The following is a 19743-nucleotide window of genomic DNA, read 5'->3' as shown; positions in this document are numbered from 1 at the left end:
ACGCTTCAGATCAGCTTGAATGCGATGACAAAGCCGAGCACCAGCACGATGGCGCCGAGCGCGACCCACAGGCCGAGCCGCTTCTCGAGCTCGGCGCGGATGACATCGCCATAGCGGTTGAGCAGCACCGCGACGAAGAAGAAACGGCCGCCGCGTGCGACGATCGAGCACAGGATGAACAGCCAGATGTTGTAACCGGCAAAGCCCGAGGTGATGGTCACGAGCTTGTAGGGGATCGGCGTCAGTCCCTTCACCAGGATGATCACGGCGCCCCACTCGGCATAGGAGGCGCGGAACGCGTCGACCTTGTCGGAGAGGCCGTAGAGATGGATCAGCCATTGCCCGACCGAGTCGTAGAGCAGTGCGCCGATCGCGTAGCCGAGCACGCCGCCGGCGACGGAAGCGACGGTGCAGACGGCGGCGAACCACCATGCCCGCTTCGGCCGTGCCAGCGACATCGGCAGCAGCATGATGTCGGGAGGGATCGGGAAGAACGAACTCTCGGCGAAGGCCACGGCCGCGAGAATCCAGAGTGCGTAGGGCTTGTCGGCCGCAGCGACGCACCAGTCATAAATCCGTTTCAACATGGGCGCGATGAACCATCATGGAGCGGATTTGTCCATGCCGGGAATGGGCCGAATTGGATTGATTTACGGCTGCCGTTTGCGCAGCCGGTTCTCCAGCGCGACAATTCGACGCCGCGCCACCGGGACAGGCGCGGCCTTGGACAGGCCCTTGGGGACCTTGACCGGCGACTTCGGCAGCTTCTCGGCGATCCCGAGCAGCCGCTCGCGCCGCTCCATCTCGCGCCAGACATCGTCCGGCTTCACGCCGGCCGAGGCCCAAAGGACGGTGAGATTGTAGAGCAGGTCCGCGCTCTCGCGGACGACGGCATCCGGCTTGCCGCTGATGGCGTCGATGACGACCTCGACAGCTTCCTCGGCGAGCTTCTTGGCCATCTTGGCCGGCCCGCGCTGGAACAGCCGTGCCGTGCGCGACGTCGCTGGATCAAGATCCCTCGCCGCGATCACCGCCTGGTAAAGCCGTTCGATCGAATCACTCATCCTTCGAGCCTAATCCAAACGCGTCGCCAGCGTGTTAACGGGCGAGCCGACAACGAAAAATCCACCGGCCTCGCAGCCGGTGGATTGGATGATTTGTGACAGTTCCGAGAACCGACGACGCCTGTCAATACGGCGTATAGGGCAGCGCCGAGCGGCGCCCGTAATAGCCGTGATAGCCGTAATACGGTCCGCCGCCGTAATAGGCCGGGCCGCCATAATAGGCCGGACCACCGTAATAGCCGGGGCCGCCGTCGTAATAGCCGTAGGAGTCGTAGTAGTCGCGACGGCTCTGGGCTGCGGCGATCGCAAGGCCCGTGCCGACGATGCCGGCGAATGCAGCGGCAGCGGCCGCGCCACCACCGCCGCCACGATAGTACCGACGGCGGGCGCTGATATCCGTCGCGCCGCTCGTGCCGTGTGATGTGGTCACGGCGGCCGCCTTGCCCGCCGGAGCGGAGCCTGCGAACGCCATCGTCGGCTCAACGGCCGTCAACGCCACCGCGGCAACCGTTGCCAATGTGGCTGCGCGGCCAATAGACGAAAAAACACCTTTTCGCGCAAACATTGCAGTCATCCTTTGTGGAAGCCGGCCCGTCGGGCCTTGGTGAGCTAACCACTCTCCTCAAATTAGGTTCCCGAAACCGAATGCAAGCTGAACAACCCAAGGTGAAATCGGGGCAGTCATCGGCCGTTCACCTTGCCTTGGGCAGAATGCCTTCGAATAACGCTTGAAATTGCAGCTTGAAATGACCGTTGCCTTGGCGCATTCGATGACATGAACAAGGCGCGCAGCCGGCGCGGCACTTTGTCTCGCCTCCCGGATGTCACGATGCAGGTAAGTCGGACCACCGTTCTCCGCTGGATACTGGCCGGCATGATCGGCCTCTCGGGCGGCGTGTGGCCGGCGCTGACGCCGTCGCACGCCGGCGACCAGCCGCAGCCGCGCACCATTCAGTTCACGCTCGACCGTCCGCTTGACGCTGCCGCGGCGCCATTCGTGATGGCGTCGGTCGGCGGCCTGTTCAGCGCGGAGGGCCTCGCCGTCGGCACCAACGTTGCCACCAGCTCGGCAGACGCGATCGCACGTGTCGCCGACGGCTCGAGCGATTTCGCTCTCGTCGACATCAACGCGCTGATCGGCTTTCGCGACAAGCCGGGCGCTGCCCCCGTCAAGGCGGTGTTCGTGCTGTTCAACCAGGCGCCCTACGCGATCATCGCGCGCAAGAGCCGCGGCATCAAGGCGCTGGCGGATATGGAGGGCAAGAACCTCGGCGTCGCCGAGGGCGACCTCTCGATCCGGCTGTGGCCCGCGGTCGCGAGACAGAACGGCATCAAGCTCTCGAGCGTGAAGCAGAACACGATCAGCGCCGCGGTGCGCGAGCCGATGCTCTCCGCAGGCCAGGTCGATGCCGTGACCGGTTTCTCCTATCTCTCAGCGATCAACTTACGCGATCGCGGCGTGCCCGCCGACGATCTCGCGGTGCTGCGCTTCGCCGACTATGGCTGCGAAGCCTATGGCTTTGCCGTGATCGTCAGCCCGCGCCTTGCCACGGCGAAGCCCGATGCGGTGAAGGGGTTCGTGCGCGCTGTGATCGGCGGCACCAACCTTGCGATCAAGGACCCGGCCCGCGCCGCGACCGAAGTGGCGAGCCGGATGGATGGCGGCTCGCGCGACCTGGAGCTCGAGCGCCTCACTGCCATCATCCGCGACAACATCCTGACCGCCGAGGTGAAGCGCAACGGCATCGGCAGCATCGAGGCGGAGCGCTTCGAGCGCTCGCTCGACCAGCTCACGGAAGACGTCAAATTCCAGAAGCGGCCGCAGACCGCCGACATCTTCGACGACCAATTCCTGCCGCCGATCGACGGCCGGCTGGTGAATTGAGCGCACGCGAATGCATAACTGACGAGCTGCGCCAAATGTTCAGCGTCGTCCTGGCGAAAGCCAGGACCCATTGCCCCGGCCGTTTGTTGGTGCGCGACGCTGGGGCCACTTTCCCGCTCTCAATCAAATTCGATGGCTGTGGGTCCGCTGAGTTCTCCTGGCTTTCGCCAGGACGGCGGCGTAGGGAGCCGCTCGCCACAATTACCGTCACCCCGAGCACGACGCGCTGTCACCGCTGGCCCTGCATCGCGAACCCTGATTAGATTGTATCCCGCCTGACCGGGCGTCCACCGTTCGAGAGTCCCGCCGGCATGTCCATGCTTCGCCTCTATACCCGCGTCCTCGAACTGCTCGGCAAGGAGGCGCGGCTCGGCTGGATCCTCGCCTTCGCCAACATGCTGCTTGCCGCCGCGCAATTCGCCGAGCCGGTGCTGTTCGGCAAGATCGTCGACGTGCTGTCGGGCCGGCCGGTCACCGGATTGTTCGCGACCTCCTCGGCATGGCCGCTGCTGGCCGCGTGGGCGGCCTTCGGCCTGTTCACGATCGGTTGCAGCGCCATCGTCGCCCTGCAGGCCGACCGGCTGGCGCACCGCCAGCGCCAGGCGGTGCTGACGGATTATTTCGAGCACATCCTGCAACTGCCGCTGACCTTCCACTCCGGCACCCATTCCGGGCGGCTGATGAAGGTGATGCTGAACGGCACCGATGCGCTGTGGCGGCTCTGGCTCGGCTTCTTCCGCGAGCATTTCGCCGCGATCATGTCGCTGATCGTACTGCTGCCGCTCGCGCTCTACATCAACTGGCGGCTCGCGATCCTGCTGTTCGCGCTCTGCGTCGTGTTCACCGTGCTGACCACGCTGGTGGTGCGCAAGACCTACGGCATGCAGAGCGAGGTCGAGGCCTATTACAGCGACCTCTCGGCGCGCGCCTCCGACGCGCTCGGCAATGTCGCGCTGGTGCAGAGCTTCGTGCGGATCGATTCCGAGGTGCAGGGCCTGCGCTACGTCGCCGACAAGCTGCTCGCAGTGCAGATGCCGGTGCTGTCATGGTGGGCGCTGGTCACCGTGATCACGCGCGCCTCGACCACGATCACGGTGCTGGCGATCTTCACCGTCGGCATCGCGCTGCACAATGAGGGGCTCACCACGGTCGGCGAGATCGTGATGTTCGTCTCGTTCGCCACCATGCTGATCCAGAAGCTCGAGCAGGTGGTGAGCTTCATCAACAATGTGTTCATGGAAGCGCCGCGGCTGCAGGAATTCTTCGACGTGCTCGACGCGGTGCCGGCGGTGCGCGACCGGCCGGGCGCGGTCGACCCCGGCCGGCTGTCCGGGCTCGTCGAATTCAACGACGTCTCGTTCTCCTATGACGGCAAGCGGCCGGCGATCGAGGACCTCAGCTTCACCGCATTGCCCGGCCAGACCATCGCGCTGGTCGGCTCGACCGGCGCCGGCAAATCTACCGCGATCGCGCTGCTGCACCGTGCGTTCGATCCGCAATCCGGCATCATCAAGATCGACGGGATGGACATCCGCGCGCTGAAACTGACCGCTTTGCGGCGGAACATCGGCGTGGTGTTTCAGGAGGCGCTACTGTTCAACCGTTCGCTCGCCGAGAACCTCCGCGTCGGCAAGCCCGACGCGACCGACGAGGAACTGCGCACCGCCGCGGCGCGCGCGCAGGCGCTGGATTTCATCGAGCGCAGCGAGAAGAAGTTCGACACCCATGCCGGCGAACGCGGCCGCATGCTGTCCGGCGGCGAGCGCCAGCGATTGTCGATTGCGCGTGCGCTGCTCAAGGATCCGCCGATCCTGATCCTCGACGAGGCCACCAGCGCGCTCGACGCCGTCACCGAGGCCAAGGTCAATGCCGCTCTCGACGAAGTGATGAAGGGCCGCACCACATTCGTGATCGCGCACCGCCTCTCCACCATCCGCTACGCCACCCGTATCCTGCTGTTCGACCAGGGACGGGTGATCGAAAGCGGAACTTTCGATGAACTGGTGGCGAAAGGCGGGCGTTTTGCCGATCTCGCGCGGGCTCAGTTCATGGTCCAGGAACAGGCGCGCGCCGGCATCGAGACACCATAATTCTCTCCTTTCCAATTGAGGCGGCTGCCGAAATTCAGCCGATTTCGTCCACGATATAATCGGCCGGCCTCTGTTCTCTGCTGGCAAGCCGGTATAGTGTTTGCATCGCCGCAACAGCGGCGCCGGACACGCTTGAAACCCGTACGTCACATCGCAAGACCTCCTTTTTCGAAGGCGGGTCTCAAAGGACCGGAACCGGACTCGTGCATTTTCCTCGCCTGCTGCGCCCGTCGTTGAAATGGATTCTGGCCGTCGCGATGCTCGCCGTCGCAACGCCGCAGCTGGCACGGGCCGAGGCGCTGCTGGTGGTCGAGGCCGATACCGGCAAGGTGCTGCAAGCCGACAATGCGACGATGCCGTGGTATCCGGCTTCGCTCAGCAAGCTGATGACCGCCTATGTGACGCTGAAGGCGGTCAAGGACGGCCGCGTCTCGCTCGATACGCTGCTCACGGTGTCGCCGACCGCCTCGTCGCAGTCGCCCTCCAAGATGGGCTTCCGGCCCGGCACCCAGGTCACCGTCGACAACGCGCTGAAGATGATGCTGGTGAAGTCGGCCAACGACATGGCCGTGGTGCTGGCCGAGGGCATCGGCGGCTCGATCGACGGCTTTGCCGGCGAAATGAACCAGACCGCGCAAAAGCTCGGCATGACGCAGACGAGCTACGTCAACCCGAACGGCCTGCCCGCCGACGGCCAGATCACCTCGGCGCGCGACATGGCGATCCTCGCCCGTGCCATCATCCGCGACCTGCCGGAATACGAGTATTTCGTCCACATCCCCTCGATCCGGTTCGGCCGCCGCGTCACCCAGAACTTCAACAAGCTGATCGGCCGCTATCCCGGCGCCGACGGCTTCAAGACCGGCTTCATCTGCGCCTCCGGCTACAACCTCGTGGCGTCGGCGACGCGCGACGGCAAGCGGCTGATCGCCGTGGTGCTCGGCGCCTCCTCGGGCCGGATGCGCGCGATCCGCGCCGCGCAGCTGCTCGATCGCGGCTTTGCCAATAACGGGCTGGCGTGGCTGCGGCCCTCGCTCGGCACCGTCGACAATCTGGTGCCGATCGACTCCACGCCGCCGAACCTGCGCGAGGAGATGTGCGGCGCCAAGCACAAGCGCCCGGCCAGCGACGAGGACGGCGAGGACACCGTCGCCAGCGCCGGCACCAGCACCAATGGCGACGCCGGCGTGAGCTTCTTCGCCTCCGGCCTGCAGGCCGCGATGCCGACCAAGCCGGCCGACATGCTGGCGCAGCCGGCGGCGGCGTCCGAGCCAGTCGTGGTCTACACGGGGCCGACCAAGACCGGCGCCGCGCTGATCGCCGCGGTCGATGCCGACACCGAGAAGCTGCAGCCGGTCAAGCGCGGCAAGGGCAAGCACACCCGCGTCGCGGGTAAGAAGTCCGATGCGGCCGACGACGCGAAGGGCGACGCCAAGAGCGCTGCCAAGTCGGACAACAAGCCGGCGGCCAAGCCCGTGCGTCACGCCAATGCCAAGCCGGATGCCGCAGCTGCGAAGCCGGACAAGCCGGCCGCCGCAAAGCCTGCCGGCAAGCCGGCGGCGGCAAAGCCGGCTGCGAAGCCCAAATCTGCCGACAAGCCGAAAGCCGACGCCAAGCCGGCCGGCTAGCAGAGCCTTCCCCTCCGATCTCCCAATGCGTCGATAGCGCGCAGCGGCTTGCCATCCGCCGCGGCATCGCTCAATACTGACTGAAATACCGCGACCGAGAATAATACGACCCAGGGTCGGAGAACCCGGAAGCAATCCGGGACATCAGCCAAATTTGAGAGAGGGAAAGACCATTATGGAGCGCATCTGGCTCAAGCATTATCCGGCCGGCGTGCCCGCCGATATCGACGTCACGCAATATTCGTCGCTGGTCGAATTGCTGGAAGAGAGCTTCAAGAAGTTCGCCGACCGCAAGGCGTTCATCTGCATGGACAAGGCGATCACCTATCGCGAGCTCGACGAGATGTCGTCGGCGCTCGGCGCCTATCTGCAGAGCAAGGGCCTGCAGAAGGGCGCGCGGGTCGCGCTGATGATGCCGAACGTGCTGCAATACCCGGTCGCGACCGCAGCCGTGTTGCGCGCCGGCTTTGCCGTGGTCAACGTCAACCCGCTCTATACCCCGCGCGAGCTCGAGCATCAGCTGAAGGATTCCGGCGCCGAAGCGATCATCGTGCTGGAGAACTTTGCCACCACCGTGCAGAAGGTGCTGCCCAACACCGCGGTCAAGCATGTCATCGTCGGCAGCATGGGCGACCTGCTCGGCCTCAAGGGCGTGATCGTCAATCTGGTGGTGCGGCGGGTGAAGAAGATGGTGCCGGCCTGGTCGATCCCGGGTGCGGTCTCGTTCAACGAGGCACTGTCGGCCGGCCGCGGCATGAAGCTCAACAAGCCGGTGCTGACGCGCCAGGACGTCGCCTTCCTGCAATACACCGGCGGCACTACGGGCGTGTCCAAGGGCGCCACGCTGATCCACCAGAACGTGCTCGCCAATGTGCTGCAGAACGACGCCTGGCTGCAGCCGGCGCTGAAGAAGCCGCCGCATGTCGAGCAGCTGCTCATCGTCTGCGCGCTGCCGCTCTACCACATCTTCGCGCTGACCGCGTGCTACCTGCTCGCGGTGCGCGCCGGCGGCGTCAACCTGCTGATCCCGAACCCGCGCGACATGGTAGGCTTCATCAAGGAGCTCTCGAAGTACCAGGTCAACAGTTTCCCGGCGGTCAACACCCTCTACAACGGCCTGTTGAACACGCCCGGTTTCGACAAGCTCGACTTCTCCAAGCTGAAGACCTCGTTCGGCGGCGGCATGGCGACGCAGAAGCCGGTCGCGGAGAAGTGGCTGAAGGTGACCGGCTGCGCACTGTCGGAAGGTTACGGCCTGTCGGAGACCTCGCCGACGCTGACCTGCAACCCGGCCGACGCCGACGAATTCTCCGGCTCGATCGGGCTTCCCGTGCCCTCGACCCATCTGTCGATCCGCGACGACGACGGCAATGAACTGCCGATCGGCCAGGCCGGCGAAATCTGCGCCAAGGGCCCGCAGGTGATGGCGGGCTACTGGAACAGGCCGGACGAGACCGCGCGAGTGATGACCGCGGACGGCTATTTCCGCACCGGCGACATCGGCGTGATGGACGCGCGGGGCTACACCAAGATCGTCGACCGCAAGAAGGACATGATCCTGGTCTCCGGCTTCAACGTCTATCCGAACGAGATCGAGGAAGTGATTGCGAGCCATCCGGGCGTGCTGGAATGCGCCGTGATCGGCGTGCCCGACGCGAAGTCCGGCGAGGCGGTGAAGGCCTTCGTGGTCAAGAAGGACCCGAACGTCTCGGCCGAGGACATCATCAAGTTCTCGGCCACCCAGCTCACCGCCTACAAGGTGCCGAAGCAGATCGAGTTCAGGACCGATCTTCCGAAGACCAATGTCGGCAAGATCCTGCGTCGCGAACTGCGCGACGAGAAGAAGGCTGCGGCCTGACAACGGCAAGCGGGCGCTGGACCGACGTGACTGACGCCCGCATCGCGACGCCTGCCGACGTGCTCGCCTTCTGGCGCGAGGCCGGCCGCGACCGCTGGTACGCACGCAACGACGCCTTCGATGCCGAGATCCGCAGCCGCTTCCTTGCCACCTGGCAGAAGGCGGCTGCCGGTGAGTTGTCGCCCTGGGAGGCGAGCGACGAGGGCGCGCTGGCGTTGACCATCGTGCTCGACCAGTTTCCGCGAAACCTGTTTCGCGGCGACGCCGAGACCTTTTCCAGCGATCCGCTGGCCCGCGAGGTGGCAAGCCGCGCCATCGAGCGCGGCGTCGATACGCGGACTGACCCGCGCTTGCGCGAATTCCTCTATCTGCCGTTCGAGCATTCGGAGGACCTCGACGACCAAGAGCGCTGCGTGGCGCTGTTCAGCCAATATGACTGCCACCCCGACAACCTGAAGTACGCCGAGGACCACGCCGACATCATCCGCCGGTTCGGCCGCTTCCCGCACCGCAATCGCGTGCTGGGCCGGCAGACCACGGCCGAGGAGCAGGCCTTTCTCGATGCCGGCGGGTTTTCCGGCTGATGACGGAACAGTGACGATGGCCGGGCATTGCCGTTCTTCGGCGAGCCCGTATTGTGCCATTCCGCAGCCGGGTTTAAGACAATTCCGCTTCACCGAGGGAGAACACCGATGACGATCAATGTTGGCGACAAGCTGCCGGAAACCAAGTTTCGCGTGATGACCGCCGAGGGTCCGCAGGTCAAGACCACCGACGACATCTTCAAGGGCAAGAAGGTCGCGCTGTTCGCGGTGCCCGGCGCCTACACCGGCACCTGCCACAAGATGCATCTGCCGAGCATCTTCCTCAACGCCTATGCCCTGAAGAACAAGGGAATCGACACCATCGCGATCGTCTCGGTCAACGACGCCTTCGTGATGAATGCCTGGAAGCGCGACACCGACCAGCGCGACGAGGCGGTCTTCCTGGCCGACGGCAATGCCGACTTCACCAAGGCGATCGGCATGGAGCTCGACGCCTCCGGCAACGGCCTCGGCATCCGCTCCCACCGCTACTCGATGCTGGTCGAGGACGGCGTGGTGAAGAAGCTCAACAAGGAGCCGGCTCCGGGCAAGGTCGAAGTCTCCGGCGGCGACACGCTGCTCGGGCAGCTCTGAGCTGAGCTTTCGCCGCACCTGAGCTGTCGTCGCCCGGCTTGACCGGGCGATCCAGTACGCCGCGGCCTCTCGGCTCAAGCACCACCATCTCTGGAGTACTGGATCGCCCGCTTTCGCGGGCGATGACAGTTTAGGGATTGGCGATAGCTGTGATCGCGGAATTGCAGGATGGGTAGAGCACAGCGAAACCCATCAACTTCGTGCCGCGGATGGAGATCGTGGGTTTAGCTGCGCTCTACCCACGCTACGCAGACGGTTCGCACCGCCAGCGCGCCCCTACCCCTTCAGCTTCGCCATCGCCACGCCCTCGCGCGCGAGCTCGTCGGCGCGTTCGTTCTCGGCGTGGCCGGCATGGCCCTTGATCCAGTGCCAGCGCACCTCATGCGGCTTCAGCGCGGCGTCGAGGCGCTGCCACAGCTCGACATTCTTGACCGGCTTCTTGTCGGCGGTGCGCCAGCCATTGCGCTTCCAGCCATGGATCCAACCGGTGATGCCCTGGCGGACATACTGGCTGTCGGTGGTGACGTCGACCACGCACGGCTTCTTCAGAGCTTCCAGCGCCGAGATCGCCGCCATCAGCTCCATGCGGTTGTTGGTGGTGTGCGCCTCGCCGCCCTTCAATTCCTTTTCGACGTCGCCGAACCGCAGGATCGCGCCCCAGCCGCCCGGTCCGGGATTTCCGGAGCAGGCACCATCGGTGAATACCGTCACATGCGGCTTGTCGCTCACGCCGCGCATCCGGCCGGCGTGATGCCATAGTCGTTCAGGCTCGCGACATTCTGCTGGAAGCGCAGCTTGCGGACATATTCCAGCGGGTCCTTCGGCTGCACCAGCGCGCCCTCGGGCACGTTGAGGAAATCGACCAGCCGCGTCAGCAGGAAGCGCATCGACGCACCGCGCGCGAGCAGCGGCAGCGCTGCTTCCTCCGCCGCCGACAATGGCCGCTCGCGGCCATAGGCGTTGAGCAGCGCGCGCGCCTTGGTGACATTGAAGGAATGATCCGGCTCGAAGCACCAGGCGTTGAGGCAGATCGCGACGTCGTAGGCCAGGATGTCGTTGCAGGCGAACGGGAAGTCGATCAGGCCCGACAGTCTGTCGCCGAGGAAGAACACGTTGTCGGGAAACAGATCGGCATGGATGACGCCGACCGGCAGATCGGTCGGCCAGGAGGCTTCGAGATGATCGAGCTCGCGCGCGATGAAGTCGTGCAGGCCCACCTGCACGCTGTCGGCGCGCGCGGCAGCGAGATCGAACAGCGGCCGCCAGCCGGACACCGACAGCGGATTCCTGCGCACCAGCGGAAAGTCGGCACCCGCGAGATGCATTTTGGCCAGCGCCTCGCCGACCCCTGAGCAATGCGCGACGTTCGGCCGCCGCGGCCACACGCCCTCGAGGAAGTTGATGATCACCGCCGGCCGGCCGGCGAGCCGGCTGGTGACCTCGTCCTTACGGTTGCGCGCCGGCTGCGGGCACGACACGCCGCGCTCGGCGAGATGCGCCATCAGCGACAGGAAATACGGCAGGTCGTCCTCCGCCACGCGCTTCTCATAGAGCGTGAGGATGTAGGCGCCCTGGCTGGTGTGCAGCAGGAAGTTCGAATTCTCGACACCCTCGGCGATGCCCTTGTAGGAGAGCAATTCGCCGATGTCGTAGCTTTTGAGGAATTCCGCGAGATCTTCGGCGGCAACGTCGGTGTAGACCGCCATATGGTCTATTCCGCCGCGGCAGCGTCGGGCCGCAGCGAGCGGGGCAGCGGGAAGAACTCGTTCTCTTCCGCGGCCGAGACCGTCTCCACGTGCAGTTGGTAGCGCTCGGCAAACGCGCCCATGATCTCCTCGACGATCACCTCCGGCGCCGAAGCGCCAGCGGTGATGCCGAGGCTCTTGATGCCTTCGAAGCGCGCCCAGTCGATGTCGCTGGCCCGCTGCGCCAGGATCGCAACCGGGCAGCCCTCGCGCTCGGCGACCTCGCGCAGGCGCTGCGAGTTCGACGAGTTCGGCGCGCCGACCACGATCAGGGCATCGACCACCGGCGCCACCTTCTTGACCGCAAGCTGGCGGTTGGTGGTGGCGTAGCAGATGTCTTCCTTGTGAGGCCCGTTGACGTTCGGGAAGCGCTGCTTGAGCAGCGCCACGATCTCCGCGGTGTCATCGATCGACAGCGTGGTCTGGGTCACAAAGGCGAGATTGTCGGGATCCTTCGGGACGAAGGTTTTGGCATCCTCGGCGGTCTCGATCAGGGTCACGGCGCCCTCCGGCAGCTGGCCCAGGGTGCCGACCACCTCCGGATGGTGGGAATGCCCGATCAAGAGGATCTCGCGGCCGCGCTTGAAATGGATCGCCGCCTCGCGGTGCACCTTGGTCACCAGCGGGCAGGTCGCGTCCAGCGAGAAGAAATTGCGGGATTTGGCCTCGGCCGGAACCGATTTCGGCACACCATGAGCCGAAAACACCACCGGGGCGTTGGTTTCGTCGGGGATTTCGGACAATTCCTCGACGAAAATGGCGCCTTTGGTCTTCAGGCTGTCCACCACGTACTTGTTATGCACGATCTCGTGCCGGACATAGACCGGGGCGCCATAGATGGTGAGGGCGCGTTCCACCGTGTCGATGGCGCGGACCACCCCGGCGCAAAAGCCGCGGGGGGAACAAAGCACGATTTTAAGATCGGGTTTTTTCGCTGACATCGGGCTGGTCTCGGGGCTGTGTCGGGGCAATTTCGGGACCGAATCACCCCTCGCCGGCGGGCGGGGAACGGCCAGTTAAGGTAAGGACTTGGGACTGCTTTCGGGCGCTGTCAAGGCGATTTTGCTGGCCCATTGCGCCATTCCCCCCGGAGGGCTTATATAGGCGGCATAATTCCCGTCATCGCCGATGACTACCAGCTTCGCCTCGACAGAGGTGGGCGAAGCACAAAGGAGATTTGCCATGAGCAACGCACCGCTGATGCCGAAGGCGACTGCCGTGTGGTTGGTCGACAATACCGCCCTGACCTTCGATCAGGTGGCCGATTTTACCAAGATGCACCCCCTCGAGGTCCGCGCCATCGCCGACGGTGACGCCGCCCAGGGCATCAAGGGCATGGACCCGATTTCCAACGGCCAGCTGACGCGCGAGGAGATCGAGCGCGGCGAACGCGACCAGAACTATCGCCTCAGGCTCCAGGAGAGCAAGGTGGTGCTGCCCTCCGCCGCCAAGAAGAAGGGCCCGCGCTACACCCCGGTGTCGCGCCGCCATGAGCGGCCGAGCGCGATCCTCTGGCTGGTGCGCAACCATCCCGAGCTCAAGGACGCCCAGATCATGCGGCTGGTCGGCACCACCAAGACCACGATCGCGAGCGTGCGCGACCGCACCCACTGGAACGCCTCGACGCTGACCCCGATGGACCCGGTGACGCTCGGCCTGTGCTCGCAGATCGAGCTCGATTTCGAGGTGCAGCGCGCCGCCAAGGAGAAGCCGACCACGACCGTCTATGGCGGCGCCACGCTGCTGCCGGCCTCCGAGACCACGCGCAAGGACGAGCTCGACGATCAGCCGATCGAGCGGCACGACGATCTCAACGTCGATGCCGTGTTCGCCAAGCTGAAGACGATCGGCGGCAAGAAGGCCGACGACGAAGAGTAGGCGCGGACGTCGCAGCGCGACGAGCGGATACCAAACGCGGCGGGCCACCCCGCCGCGTTTTTCTTTTAGGGGCACGAATAGCCATGATCCCCGCACGCGCCTTCGCTCAGGCGAACGAGAAGCGCCGGTGGGCGAAATCGAGCAGCGGACGTTCGAAGTAGCGATAGCTCAGGGCACACAGCCCGAAGGTCAGCACGAGCGCGCCGAAGGTCAGCGAGATTCCGGCGAGGCTCTTGATTGTTCTCGGCTCATGGAGCACGGCGAACAGCAGGTACACGACGACGTGGTGGGTGAGATACGCCGCGTAGGAGGTTCTGGCGAAGAAGGTCGCGGCCGAGCTGCGCAGCAGTGCTAATCTTGGTGAACCGCGATTTTCCAGCACGACGAACAGCAGCGCACCGAAGAAGATCTCGACCTGGGTGTGCGAGAACGCCACCGACCAGCGCTTCCATCCGAACAGCCACAGCAGCGGAAGCGAGATGCTCGACCATTTGAGGATGTTTGCGACAAGCCTGGAGATATAGGCATCCGGCTTGCGATAGAGGCGCCACCAGGCGATCAGCGCGCCGGTCGCAAGCGAATCGATCCTGAATTGCGGCAGCACGTACCAGCCATAGGCGTCCGGCAGCGCGCTGTCGATCAGGCGCCCGATCGGGCAGATCAGGATCGGCACCAGCAGGATCGCGAACAGCCGCTCGGGCGGGATGTTGCGGACCAGCAATGGAAACAGCAGATAGAACTGCTCCTCGATTGCAAGCGACCAGGTGACGGCCAGAAAATAGGCGCCATCGGTCTGTGCCTTGGCCATGCCGAAATTCTGCAAGCCGAACAGATACAGCCAGCCGGGCACGCCTCGGGTGTCGAACAGATCGGGGCTCAGCGCGAAATACCAACCGATCAGGGCGCAGGCGCACATCAGGTAGTAAAGCGGCCAGATCCGGAACGCACGCCTGCCGTAGAACGCCGAGTAATATCGCTCAGCCGTGCGGTGCCGCAGCAGGATATCGGTGATCAGATAGCCGGACAGGATAAAGAACAGGTCGACGCCGAAGCGGCCGACATGCAGCAATTTCCACGGCCAGCTCGCTGGCCCGTCCGGCGCGCCGAAATAGTGCCAGATGACGACGATCAGAAGCGCGATCGCGCGCAGCCCGTCGAGCTCTCCGATCCTGTCGCGTTCCGGCAGGGCCGCAATCACCGCGCTAGTGCCGGTCCGGATTGTTCATCATGTATTCGCCGAGATCGCGCTGCCGCCGGTCGGTGCGGGCTTCGGCGTTCTGGCGCTGGACGTCGCGGTCCTTGCGGCAGGCGACATATTCGGGCGTGCCGACCGCCACCTTGCCGCCGGCCTGGCAATACTGATCGTCGTCGCCCATGCTCTCCGCGATCGGCGATCGCCCGCGTTCGAGGCAACCTGCCAGCAGCGGCAGTGCGAGCAGCAATGCGAGAGGCGCGCGTGCGGAAATGGATCGCATCCGGTGGTCCGTATCTGGTGGCCTGTGAGTTTGAAAGGCCGGGATGACCCGGCAATCCATCAAAATCAAGGCCGATTTGCTTCCGGATGCGTTTCGAGACGCGGCCCGATTGCGCGATGGTGCGCGCATCGATCATCGCGCCCGGGGCCACCCCTCTCCCCACCCTCCCCCGCAAGGGGGGAGGGAGCCTGACGCGCGTGCTCACCTGACGCGAGACAGCGTCAACCGCATGCCGCCCACGACTCGCTCTACGTCAGGGAGGCACTAGCCGAAGGGTTCCCTCCCCCATTGCGGGGGAGGGTTAGGGAGAGGGGTGGCCACACCGGCAGTCTCTCCACCGAACAGAGCAAAGCACCGACGACAATCGCGGTTACGCCTTGCCCTTCAGCGCCTCGCCGATCTCGTCGAGCACCTTCGGGTCCTCGATCGTCGCCGGCATGGTCCAGGACTCGCCGTCGGCGATCTTCTTGATGGTGCCGCGCAGGATCTTGCCGGAGCGGGTCTTGGGCAGCCGTCCCACCGTGATCGCGAGCTTGAACGCGGCAACCGGGCCGAGCTTCTCGCGTACCAGCGCCACGACTTCCTTCTCGACCTGATCGGGCGCCTTGGTGACGCCGGCCTTCAGCACCAGGAAGCCGCAGGGCACTTCGCCCTTGATCGCATCCTTGACACCGAGCACCGCGCATTCGGCGACATCGGGATGCGAGGCCAGGATCTCTTCCATGCCGCCGGTGGAGAGCCGGTGGCCGGCGACATTGATGATGTCGTCGGTGCGGCCCATCACCCAGACATAGCCGTCCTCATCCTTGTAGCCGGCGTCCGAGGTCTTGTAGTAGCCGGGGAATTCCGAGAGGTAGGCGTCCCTGAAGCGATCGTCCTGCTGCCACAGCGTCGGCAGGCAGGCCGGCGGCATCGGCAGCTTGATCACGATCGAGCCCATGGTGCCCGCCGGCACAGGTTTCGCCGCCTCGTCGACGATGTCGACCTGATAGCCCGGCATCGGCACCGTCGGCGAACCGTGCTTGACCGGCAGCATGCCCAAGCCAACCGGATTGCCCGCGATGCACCAGCCGGTCTCGGTCTGCCACCAGTGATCGATCACCGGCACCTTGAGCTGCTGCTCGGCCCATTCCACCGTCGGCGGATCGGCGCGCTCGCCGGCGAGGAACAGGGTGCGGAAGCTGGAGAGATCGTAGTTGCGGATGAACTTGCCCTCGGGATCTTCCTTCTTGATCGCGCGGAACGCGGTCGGCGCGGTGAAGAAGGCAACCGCCTTGTGCTCACTGATCACACGCCAGAATGCGCCGGCATCCGGCGTGCCGACCGGCTTGCCCTCATACATGATCGTGGTCGCGCCGTGGATCAGCGGGCCATAGACGATGTAGGAGTGGCCGACCACCCAGCCGATGTCGGAGCCGCACCACCAGATCTCGCCCGGCTTGACGCCGTAGAGATTTTCCATCGACCATTTCAGCGCGACGAGATGGCCGCCATTGTCGCGCACCACGCCCTTCGGAATTCCGGTCGTGCCCGACGTGTAGAGAATGTAGAGCGGATCGGTCGCGGCGACCGGCACGCAGGGCGCGGTCTTGCCGGCATCGAACGCGGCGAGGCGCAGCGTCGCCCAATCATGATCGCGGCCCGCGGTGAGCTCGCACGCCTGCTGCGGCCGCTGCAGGATGATGCAGGTATCCGGCTTGGTGGCGGCGAGGCGGATCGCTTCGTCGAGCAGCGGCTTGTACTGGACAATGCGCCCGGGCTCGATGCCGCAGCTCGCCGAGAAGATCAGCTTCGGCTTGGCGTCGTCGATGCGGGTCGCGAGCTCCTTGGCCGCGAAGCCGCCGAACACCACGCTGTGCACCGCGCCGATCCGCGCGCAGGCGAGCATCGCGACCACGGCCTCCGGCACCATCGGCATATAGAGGATGACGCGATCGCCCTTGGCCACGCCGAAATCCTGCATGATCGCGGCGAGCGTCTGCACCTCCTTCAGCAGCTCCGAATAGGTGAATTTGGTGATCGAGTTGGTGAGCGGGGAATCATGGATCAGCGCGACCTGGGAAGCCCTGCCGCCGGCGACATGCCGATCCAGCGCGTTGTAACAGGTGTTGACCACGGCGCCGGTGAACCAGCGTCCATAGGCGCCCACGGTGGGATCGAAGATCTTCTTCGCCGGCTCGATCCAGTCGATCTCGCGCGCCGCCTCGGCCCAAAACCCTTCGGGGTCCCGAAGCGAGCGGGCATGCACCTCATGATACCGGCTCTGCTGGATGTTCATCGCGTCTCTCCCTCGCCTCACTCCATCGTCATGGCCGGGCATGACGACTGGATGGTTGGCTCTCTTTGGCCGTCATTGTCATGGGCTTGACCGATAATTCAAGCCGCAAACTCACGGACGTTAGCACTAGTTGCCGTCGACCCCGTTGATCTGCCGCAACCGCTCCCGCATCGCCTTTTGCAGGTCATAACCCGGCTTGCCGAATTCGGCATTGCGGCGGGCGATGAAACCATCCTGCGCGCGTTGCAGTTCGCGCGCCTGGCGCGGATCCCCGGCCTCACGCACCGTGCGAAAGGTCGATGCGACGATCTCGCGGTCGAGATCGGCAAGCGCAGGATCGGCGCAGATCGCCTTCTCGACCGGCCGGCGCGCCTTGCGGCAATCGAAGCTCGGCTTGCCGGCGACCGCCATCATGGCGCCGATCCGCTCCAGCTCCAGCGACAGCGATTTGTAGTTGGCCTTGGCGGCGGCGTGATCGGGATTGAGCTTGACGGCGGCGCCGAAATCCATGATCGCCTTCGGCCGGTCGCCCTTGCGGCGCCACAGCTCGCCGCGGGCATTGTGGGCATCGGCAAGCGATGGATCGAGCTTGAGCACGGTGTCGTAATCGGCGATGGCGCGATCGATCAGCTGCTTGCGGTCATAGGCGCCCGCGCGTGCCATCAGGGCCTTGATGCGATCGGGCTTCGTCGCCTTCTCATTGTCGATCAGCGCGCCGCAGGCCTCGACGATCCTGTCGTCATCGGCTGCCGCAACCGCCGCATTGCAGGGGCCAGGATCGGCCTGCACATCCTTGCCGGGTTCGCTGCCGGTCGCGCGCGCGACGCCTGATGCGACCGACAGGCATGCGCAGATCAACGCGACAGCCAGATTTGCAGAGTTGCGTCGCATTCCCATCACCGACAAGACATCCCGCGCCTGTACCACCGGCTCCGATTTCGGGCGGTGCCATTTGCCGCCAAACCACACGCTGGATTATACGTCAATTGCGACGATCGGCTGCAATCGGGTGTCGCACTCGGAGCAGCACGTCGCGCGCCGCGCTTTGGGGGTTCGCCTTGCTCACGTTCGAATGGATCATCGGCCTGTTGCTCGCGGCGGTGGCGCTGTCAGCACTGGCACGGCGGATCAAGGTGCCCTACCCGACCTTCCTGGCGATCGGCGGCGTGCTGCTGACGTTGCTGCCGTGGGCCCCGACCTGGGCGCTGGAACCGGAGCTGGCGCTGGCGCTGTTCGTCGCGCCGGTGCTGCTCGACGCCGCCTTCGACACCTCGCTGCGCGATCTCCGCAACAACTGGCTGCCGGTCTCGACGCTGGTCGTGGTCGCGGTCGGCGTCACGACGACGGCAGTCGCCGTGATCGCGCACTGGCTGCGGCCGGACATGCCCTGGCCGGTTGCGATCGCGCTCGGCGCCATCGTGGCGCCGCCGGACGCCGCGGCCGCCACCGCGATCCTGCGCCAGGTCAAGCTGCCCTACCGGATCCAGAAGATCCTGGAGGGCGAGAGCCTGCTCAACGATGCCAGCGCGCTGCTGATCTACCGGGTCGCGGTTGGCCTGGTCGCCGCCGAGCACATGAAGATCCGTGAGTTCATACCGTCCATCACGGTCGCGCTGGTCGGCAGCCTTGCCGCCGGCTATTTGTTCGCGCAGATCTGGATGATGATCACGCGCCGCATCACCGAGGCGCCGAGCGCGATCATCACGCAGTTCGGCGGCACCTTCATGGTGTGGATCACCGCCGAGCATCTCGGGCTGTCCGGCATCCTCACCATCATCGCCTATGCGATCACCATCGCCCGCACCGCGCCGGACCGCACCTCGGCGCGGCTGCGCGTGTCGTCCTATACGGTGTGGGAGACCGTCGTCTTCGTGCTCAACGTGCTCGCCTTCATGCTGATCGGGCTGCAATTGCGCCCGATCTGGTCCGACCTCGACGCCGAGGTGCGGTGGAAATATTGCAGCTTCGCCGCCGCGATCCTCGCCGTGGTGATCCTCGCCCGCATCCTCTGGGTGATGCCCTACGGCGCGCTGTTGCGCACGCTGAAGGCGCGCCATTGGCTGCCCGCCCATGTGGTGGAGGCGGTGCCGACCCCGAAGCGCGGCTTCATCGTGTCGTGGTGCGGGATGCGCGGCATCGTTACATTGGCGGCGGCGTTTGCACTGCCCGAGTGGTTTCCGTTTCGCGACCTGATCCTGCTGACCGCGTTCGCCGTGGTGCTGGGCTCGCTGGTGATCCAGGGCCTGACCTTGCGGCCGCTGATCCTGGCGCTGAATTTCGCTGACGATGACCCGGTCGGGCGCGAGGCCGCCCACGCCCGCAGCGTCGCCTTTCGTGCCGCACTCGACGAGATCGACTCCGACCCGTCCGAGGAGGCCGAGATCCTCCGGCTCGAATACCGCGCCGTGCTGCTGCGCGCCGAGACCGATGGCGGGTTGAGTACGCGCGAGCTGCCGGCGGATCCGCTGCGGCGCCGCGCCATCGCCGCCGCACGTCAGGCACTGCTCGGTCTGCGCCGCAGCGAGGCGATCGGCGACGACGCCTTCCATCTGGTCGAGGAAGAGCTCGACCGCGCCGAGCTCAGCGTCGAGGCGTAGCGCATGAAGAGTTTGGGTTGAACTGGATCGGCAGCGGAGGTTCACCTCTCCCTTGGGAGAGGTGAAG

Annotated in this window: 18 protein-coding genes; 8 read left to right on the top strand and 10 right to left on the bottom strand. The window is 65.3% G+C overall.

Translation table 11 applies throughout. From position 1 onward, the window contains the following. Nucleotides 1–5 precede the first annotated feature (5 nt). The 3 genes from JQ507_03115 to JQ507_03105 all read right to left on the bottom strand — a co-directional run bounded on the left by JQ507_03115 (nucleotide 6) and on the right by JQ507_03105 (nucleotide 1629). Nucleotides 6–587: a DedA family protein gene (locus tag JQ507_03115; GenBank protein QRI70545.1), complete on the bottom strand. Its 582-nt coding sequence runs from the start codon at nucleotides 585–587 to the stop codon at nucleotides 6–8. A gap of 63 nt (nucleotides 588–650) precedes the next feature. Continuing rightward, nucleotides 651–1064, bottom strand: a complete 414-nt coding sequence (hisE, locus tag JQ507_03110; GenBank protein ID QRI70544.1) for a phosphoribosyl-ATP diphosphatase — start codon at nucleotides 1062–1064, stop codon at nucleotides 651–653. Between the two features lie 124 nt (nucleotides 1065–1188). Beyond that, entirely contained in the window at nucleotides 1189–1629 is a 441-nt protein-coding gene (locus JQ507_03105; protein QRI70543.1) for a hypothetical protein, read from the bottom strand. A 264-nt stretch (nucleotides 1630–1893) separates the two neighbouring features. Between JQ507_03105 and JQ507_03100 the strand changes: the two genes are divergently transcribed. The 6 genes from JQ507_03100 (at nucleotide 1894) to JQ507_03075 (ending at nucleotide 9703) form a co-directional block, all read left to right on the top strand. Then, on the top strand, nucleotides 1894–2949 hold the full coding sequence (locus JQ507_03100) for an ABC transporter substrate-binding protein (GenBank protein ID QRI70542.1): 1056 nt from the start codon (nucleotides 1894–1896) through the stop codon (nucleotides 2947–2949). 311 nt (nucleotides 2950–3260) lie between these two features. Next, entirely contained in the window at nucleotides 3261–5039 is a 1779-nt protein-coding gene (locus JQ507_03095) for a glucan ABC transporter ATP-binding protein/ permease (GenBank protein ID QRI70541.1), read from the top strand. Nucleotides 5040–5242: 203 nt separating this feature from the next. After that, a complete protein-coding gene (locus tag JQ507_03090; GenBank protein QRI70540.1) occupies nucleotides 5243–6667 on the top strand; it encodes a D-alanyl-D-alanine carboxypeptidase in 1425 nt (474 codons plus the stop codon). 175 nt (nucleotides 6668–6842) lie between these two features. Next, on the top strand, nucleotides 6843–8525 hold the full coding sequence (locus JQ507_03085) for a long-chain fatty acid--CoA ligase (protein ID QRI70539.1): 1683 nt from the start codon (nucleotides 6843–6845) through the stop codon (nucleotides 8523–8525). Between the two features lie 26 nt (nucleotides 8526–8551). After that, nucleotides 8552–9109 (top strand): DUF924 domain-containing protein, encoded by a 558-nt coding sequence (locus tag JQ507_03080; protein QRI70538.1) that lies wholly within the window; start codon nucleotides 8552–8554, stop codon nucleotides 9107–9109. 108 nt (nucleotides 9110–9217) lie between these two features. Beyond that, complete coding sequence (locus JQ507_03075) at nucleotides 9218–9703, top strand: peroxiredoxin (GenBank protein QRI70537.1); 486 nt, start codon at nucleotides 9218–9220, stop codon at nucleotides 9701–9703. 276 nt (nucleotides 9704–9979) lie between these two features. On the opposite strand, the gene rnhA is transcribed toward JQ507_03075, so the two are convergent. Genes rnhA through ispH form a run of 3 tightly spaced genes read right to left on the bottom strand, consistent with a single transcriptional unit; the run spans nucleotide 9980 to nucleotide 12389 of the window. Continuing rightward, nucleotides 9980–10441 (bottom strand): ribonuclease HI, encoded by a 462-nt coding sequence (rnhA, locus tag JQ507_03070; protein QRI70536.1) that lies wholly within the window; start codon nucleotides 10439–10441, stop codon nucleotides 9980–9982. Next, entirely contained in the window at nucleotides 10429–11409 is a 981-nt protein-coding gene (locus JQ507_03065; GenBank protein ID QRI70535.1) for a homoserine kinase, read from the bottom strand. The genes rnhA and JQ507_03065 overlap by 13 nt, the downstream gene beginning before the upstream one ends. Before the next feature lie 5 nt (nucleotides 11410–11414). Continuing rightward, nucleotides 11415–12389, bottom strand: coding sequence for a 4-hydroxy-3-methylbut-2-enyl diphosphate reductase (gene ispH / locus JQ507_03060; GenBank protein QRI70534.1), 975 nt, complete (start codon nucleotides 12387–12389; stop codon nucleotides 11415–11417). 241 nt (nucleotides 12390–12630) lie between these two features. Here ispH and JQ507_03055 point away from each other — a divergent pair, with 241 nt between their 5' ends. Further along, entirely contained in the window at nucleotides 12631–13326 is a 696-nt protein-coding gene (locus JQ507_03055; GenBank protein QRI70533.1) for a DUF1013 domain-containing protein, read from the top strand. 106 nt (nucleotides 13327–13432) lie between these two features. On the opposite strand, the gene JQ507_03050 is transcribed toward JQ507_03055, so the two are convergent. From JQ507_03050 to JQ507_03035, 4 genes are all read right to left on the bottom strand, one after another. Continuing rightward, complete coding sequence (locus JQ507_03050; GenBank protein QRI70532.1) at nucleotides 13433–14524, bottom strand: acyltransferase; 1092 nt, start codon at nucleotides 14522–14524, stop codon at nucleotides 13433–13435. A gap of 4 nt (nucleotides 14525–14528) precedes the next feature. After that, the gene (locus tag JQ507_03045; protein ID QRI70531.1) at nucleotides 14529–14801 is read right to left on the bottom strand and encodes a hypothetical protein; all 273 of its coding nucleotides are present in this window, start codon (nucleotides 14799–14801) and stop codon (nucleotides 14529–14531) included. A 370-nt stretch (nucleotides 14802–15171) separates the two neighbouring features. Further along, on the bottom strand, nucleotides 15172–17079 hold the full coding sequence (locus JQ507_03040) for a propionyl-CoA synthetase (protein ID QRI70530.1): 1908 nt from the start codon (nucleotides 17077–17079) through the stop codon (nucleotides 15172–15174). Between the two features lie 126 nt (nucleotides 17080–17205). Further along, nucleotides 17206–17970 (bottom strand): hypothetical protein, encoded by a 765-nt coding sequence (locus tag JQ507_03035; protein ID QRI70529.1) that lies wholly within the window; start codon nucleotides 17968–17970, stop codon nucleotides 17206–17208. Nucleotides 17971–18137: 167 nt separating this feature from the next. Here JQ507_03035 and JQ507_03030 point away from each other — a divergent pair, with 167 nt between their 5' ends. Further along, complete coding sequence (locus JQ507_03030; GenBank protein QRI70528.1) at nucleotides 18138–19676, top strand: sodium:proton antiporter; 1539 nt, start codon at nucleotides 18138–18140, stop codon at nucleotides 19674–19676. Nucleotides 19677–19743 lie beyond the last annotated feature (67 nt).

It is taken from the genome of Bradyrhizobium sp. PSBB068 (genome assembly GCA_016839165.1).
Lineage (GTDB): Bacteria > Pseudomonadota > Alphaproteobacteria > Rhizobiales > Xanthobacteraceae > Bradyrhizobium.
This window is presented reverse-complemented; position numbering and strand designations above follow the sequence as displayed.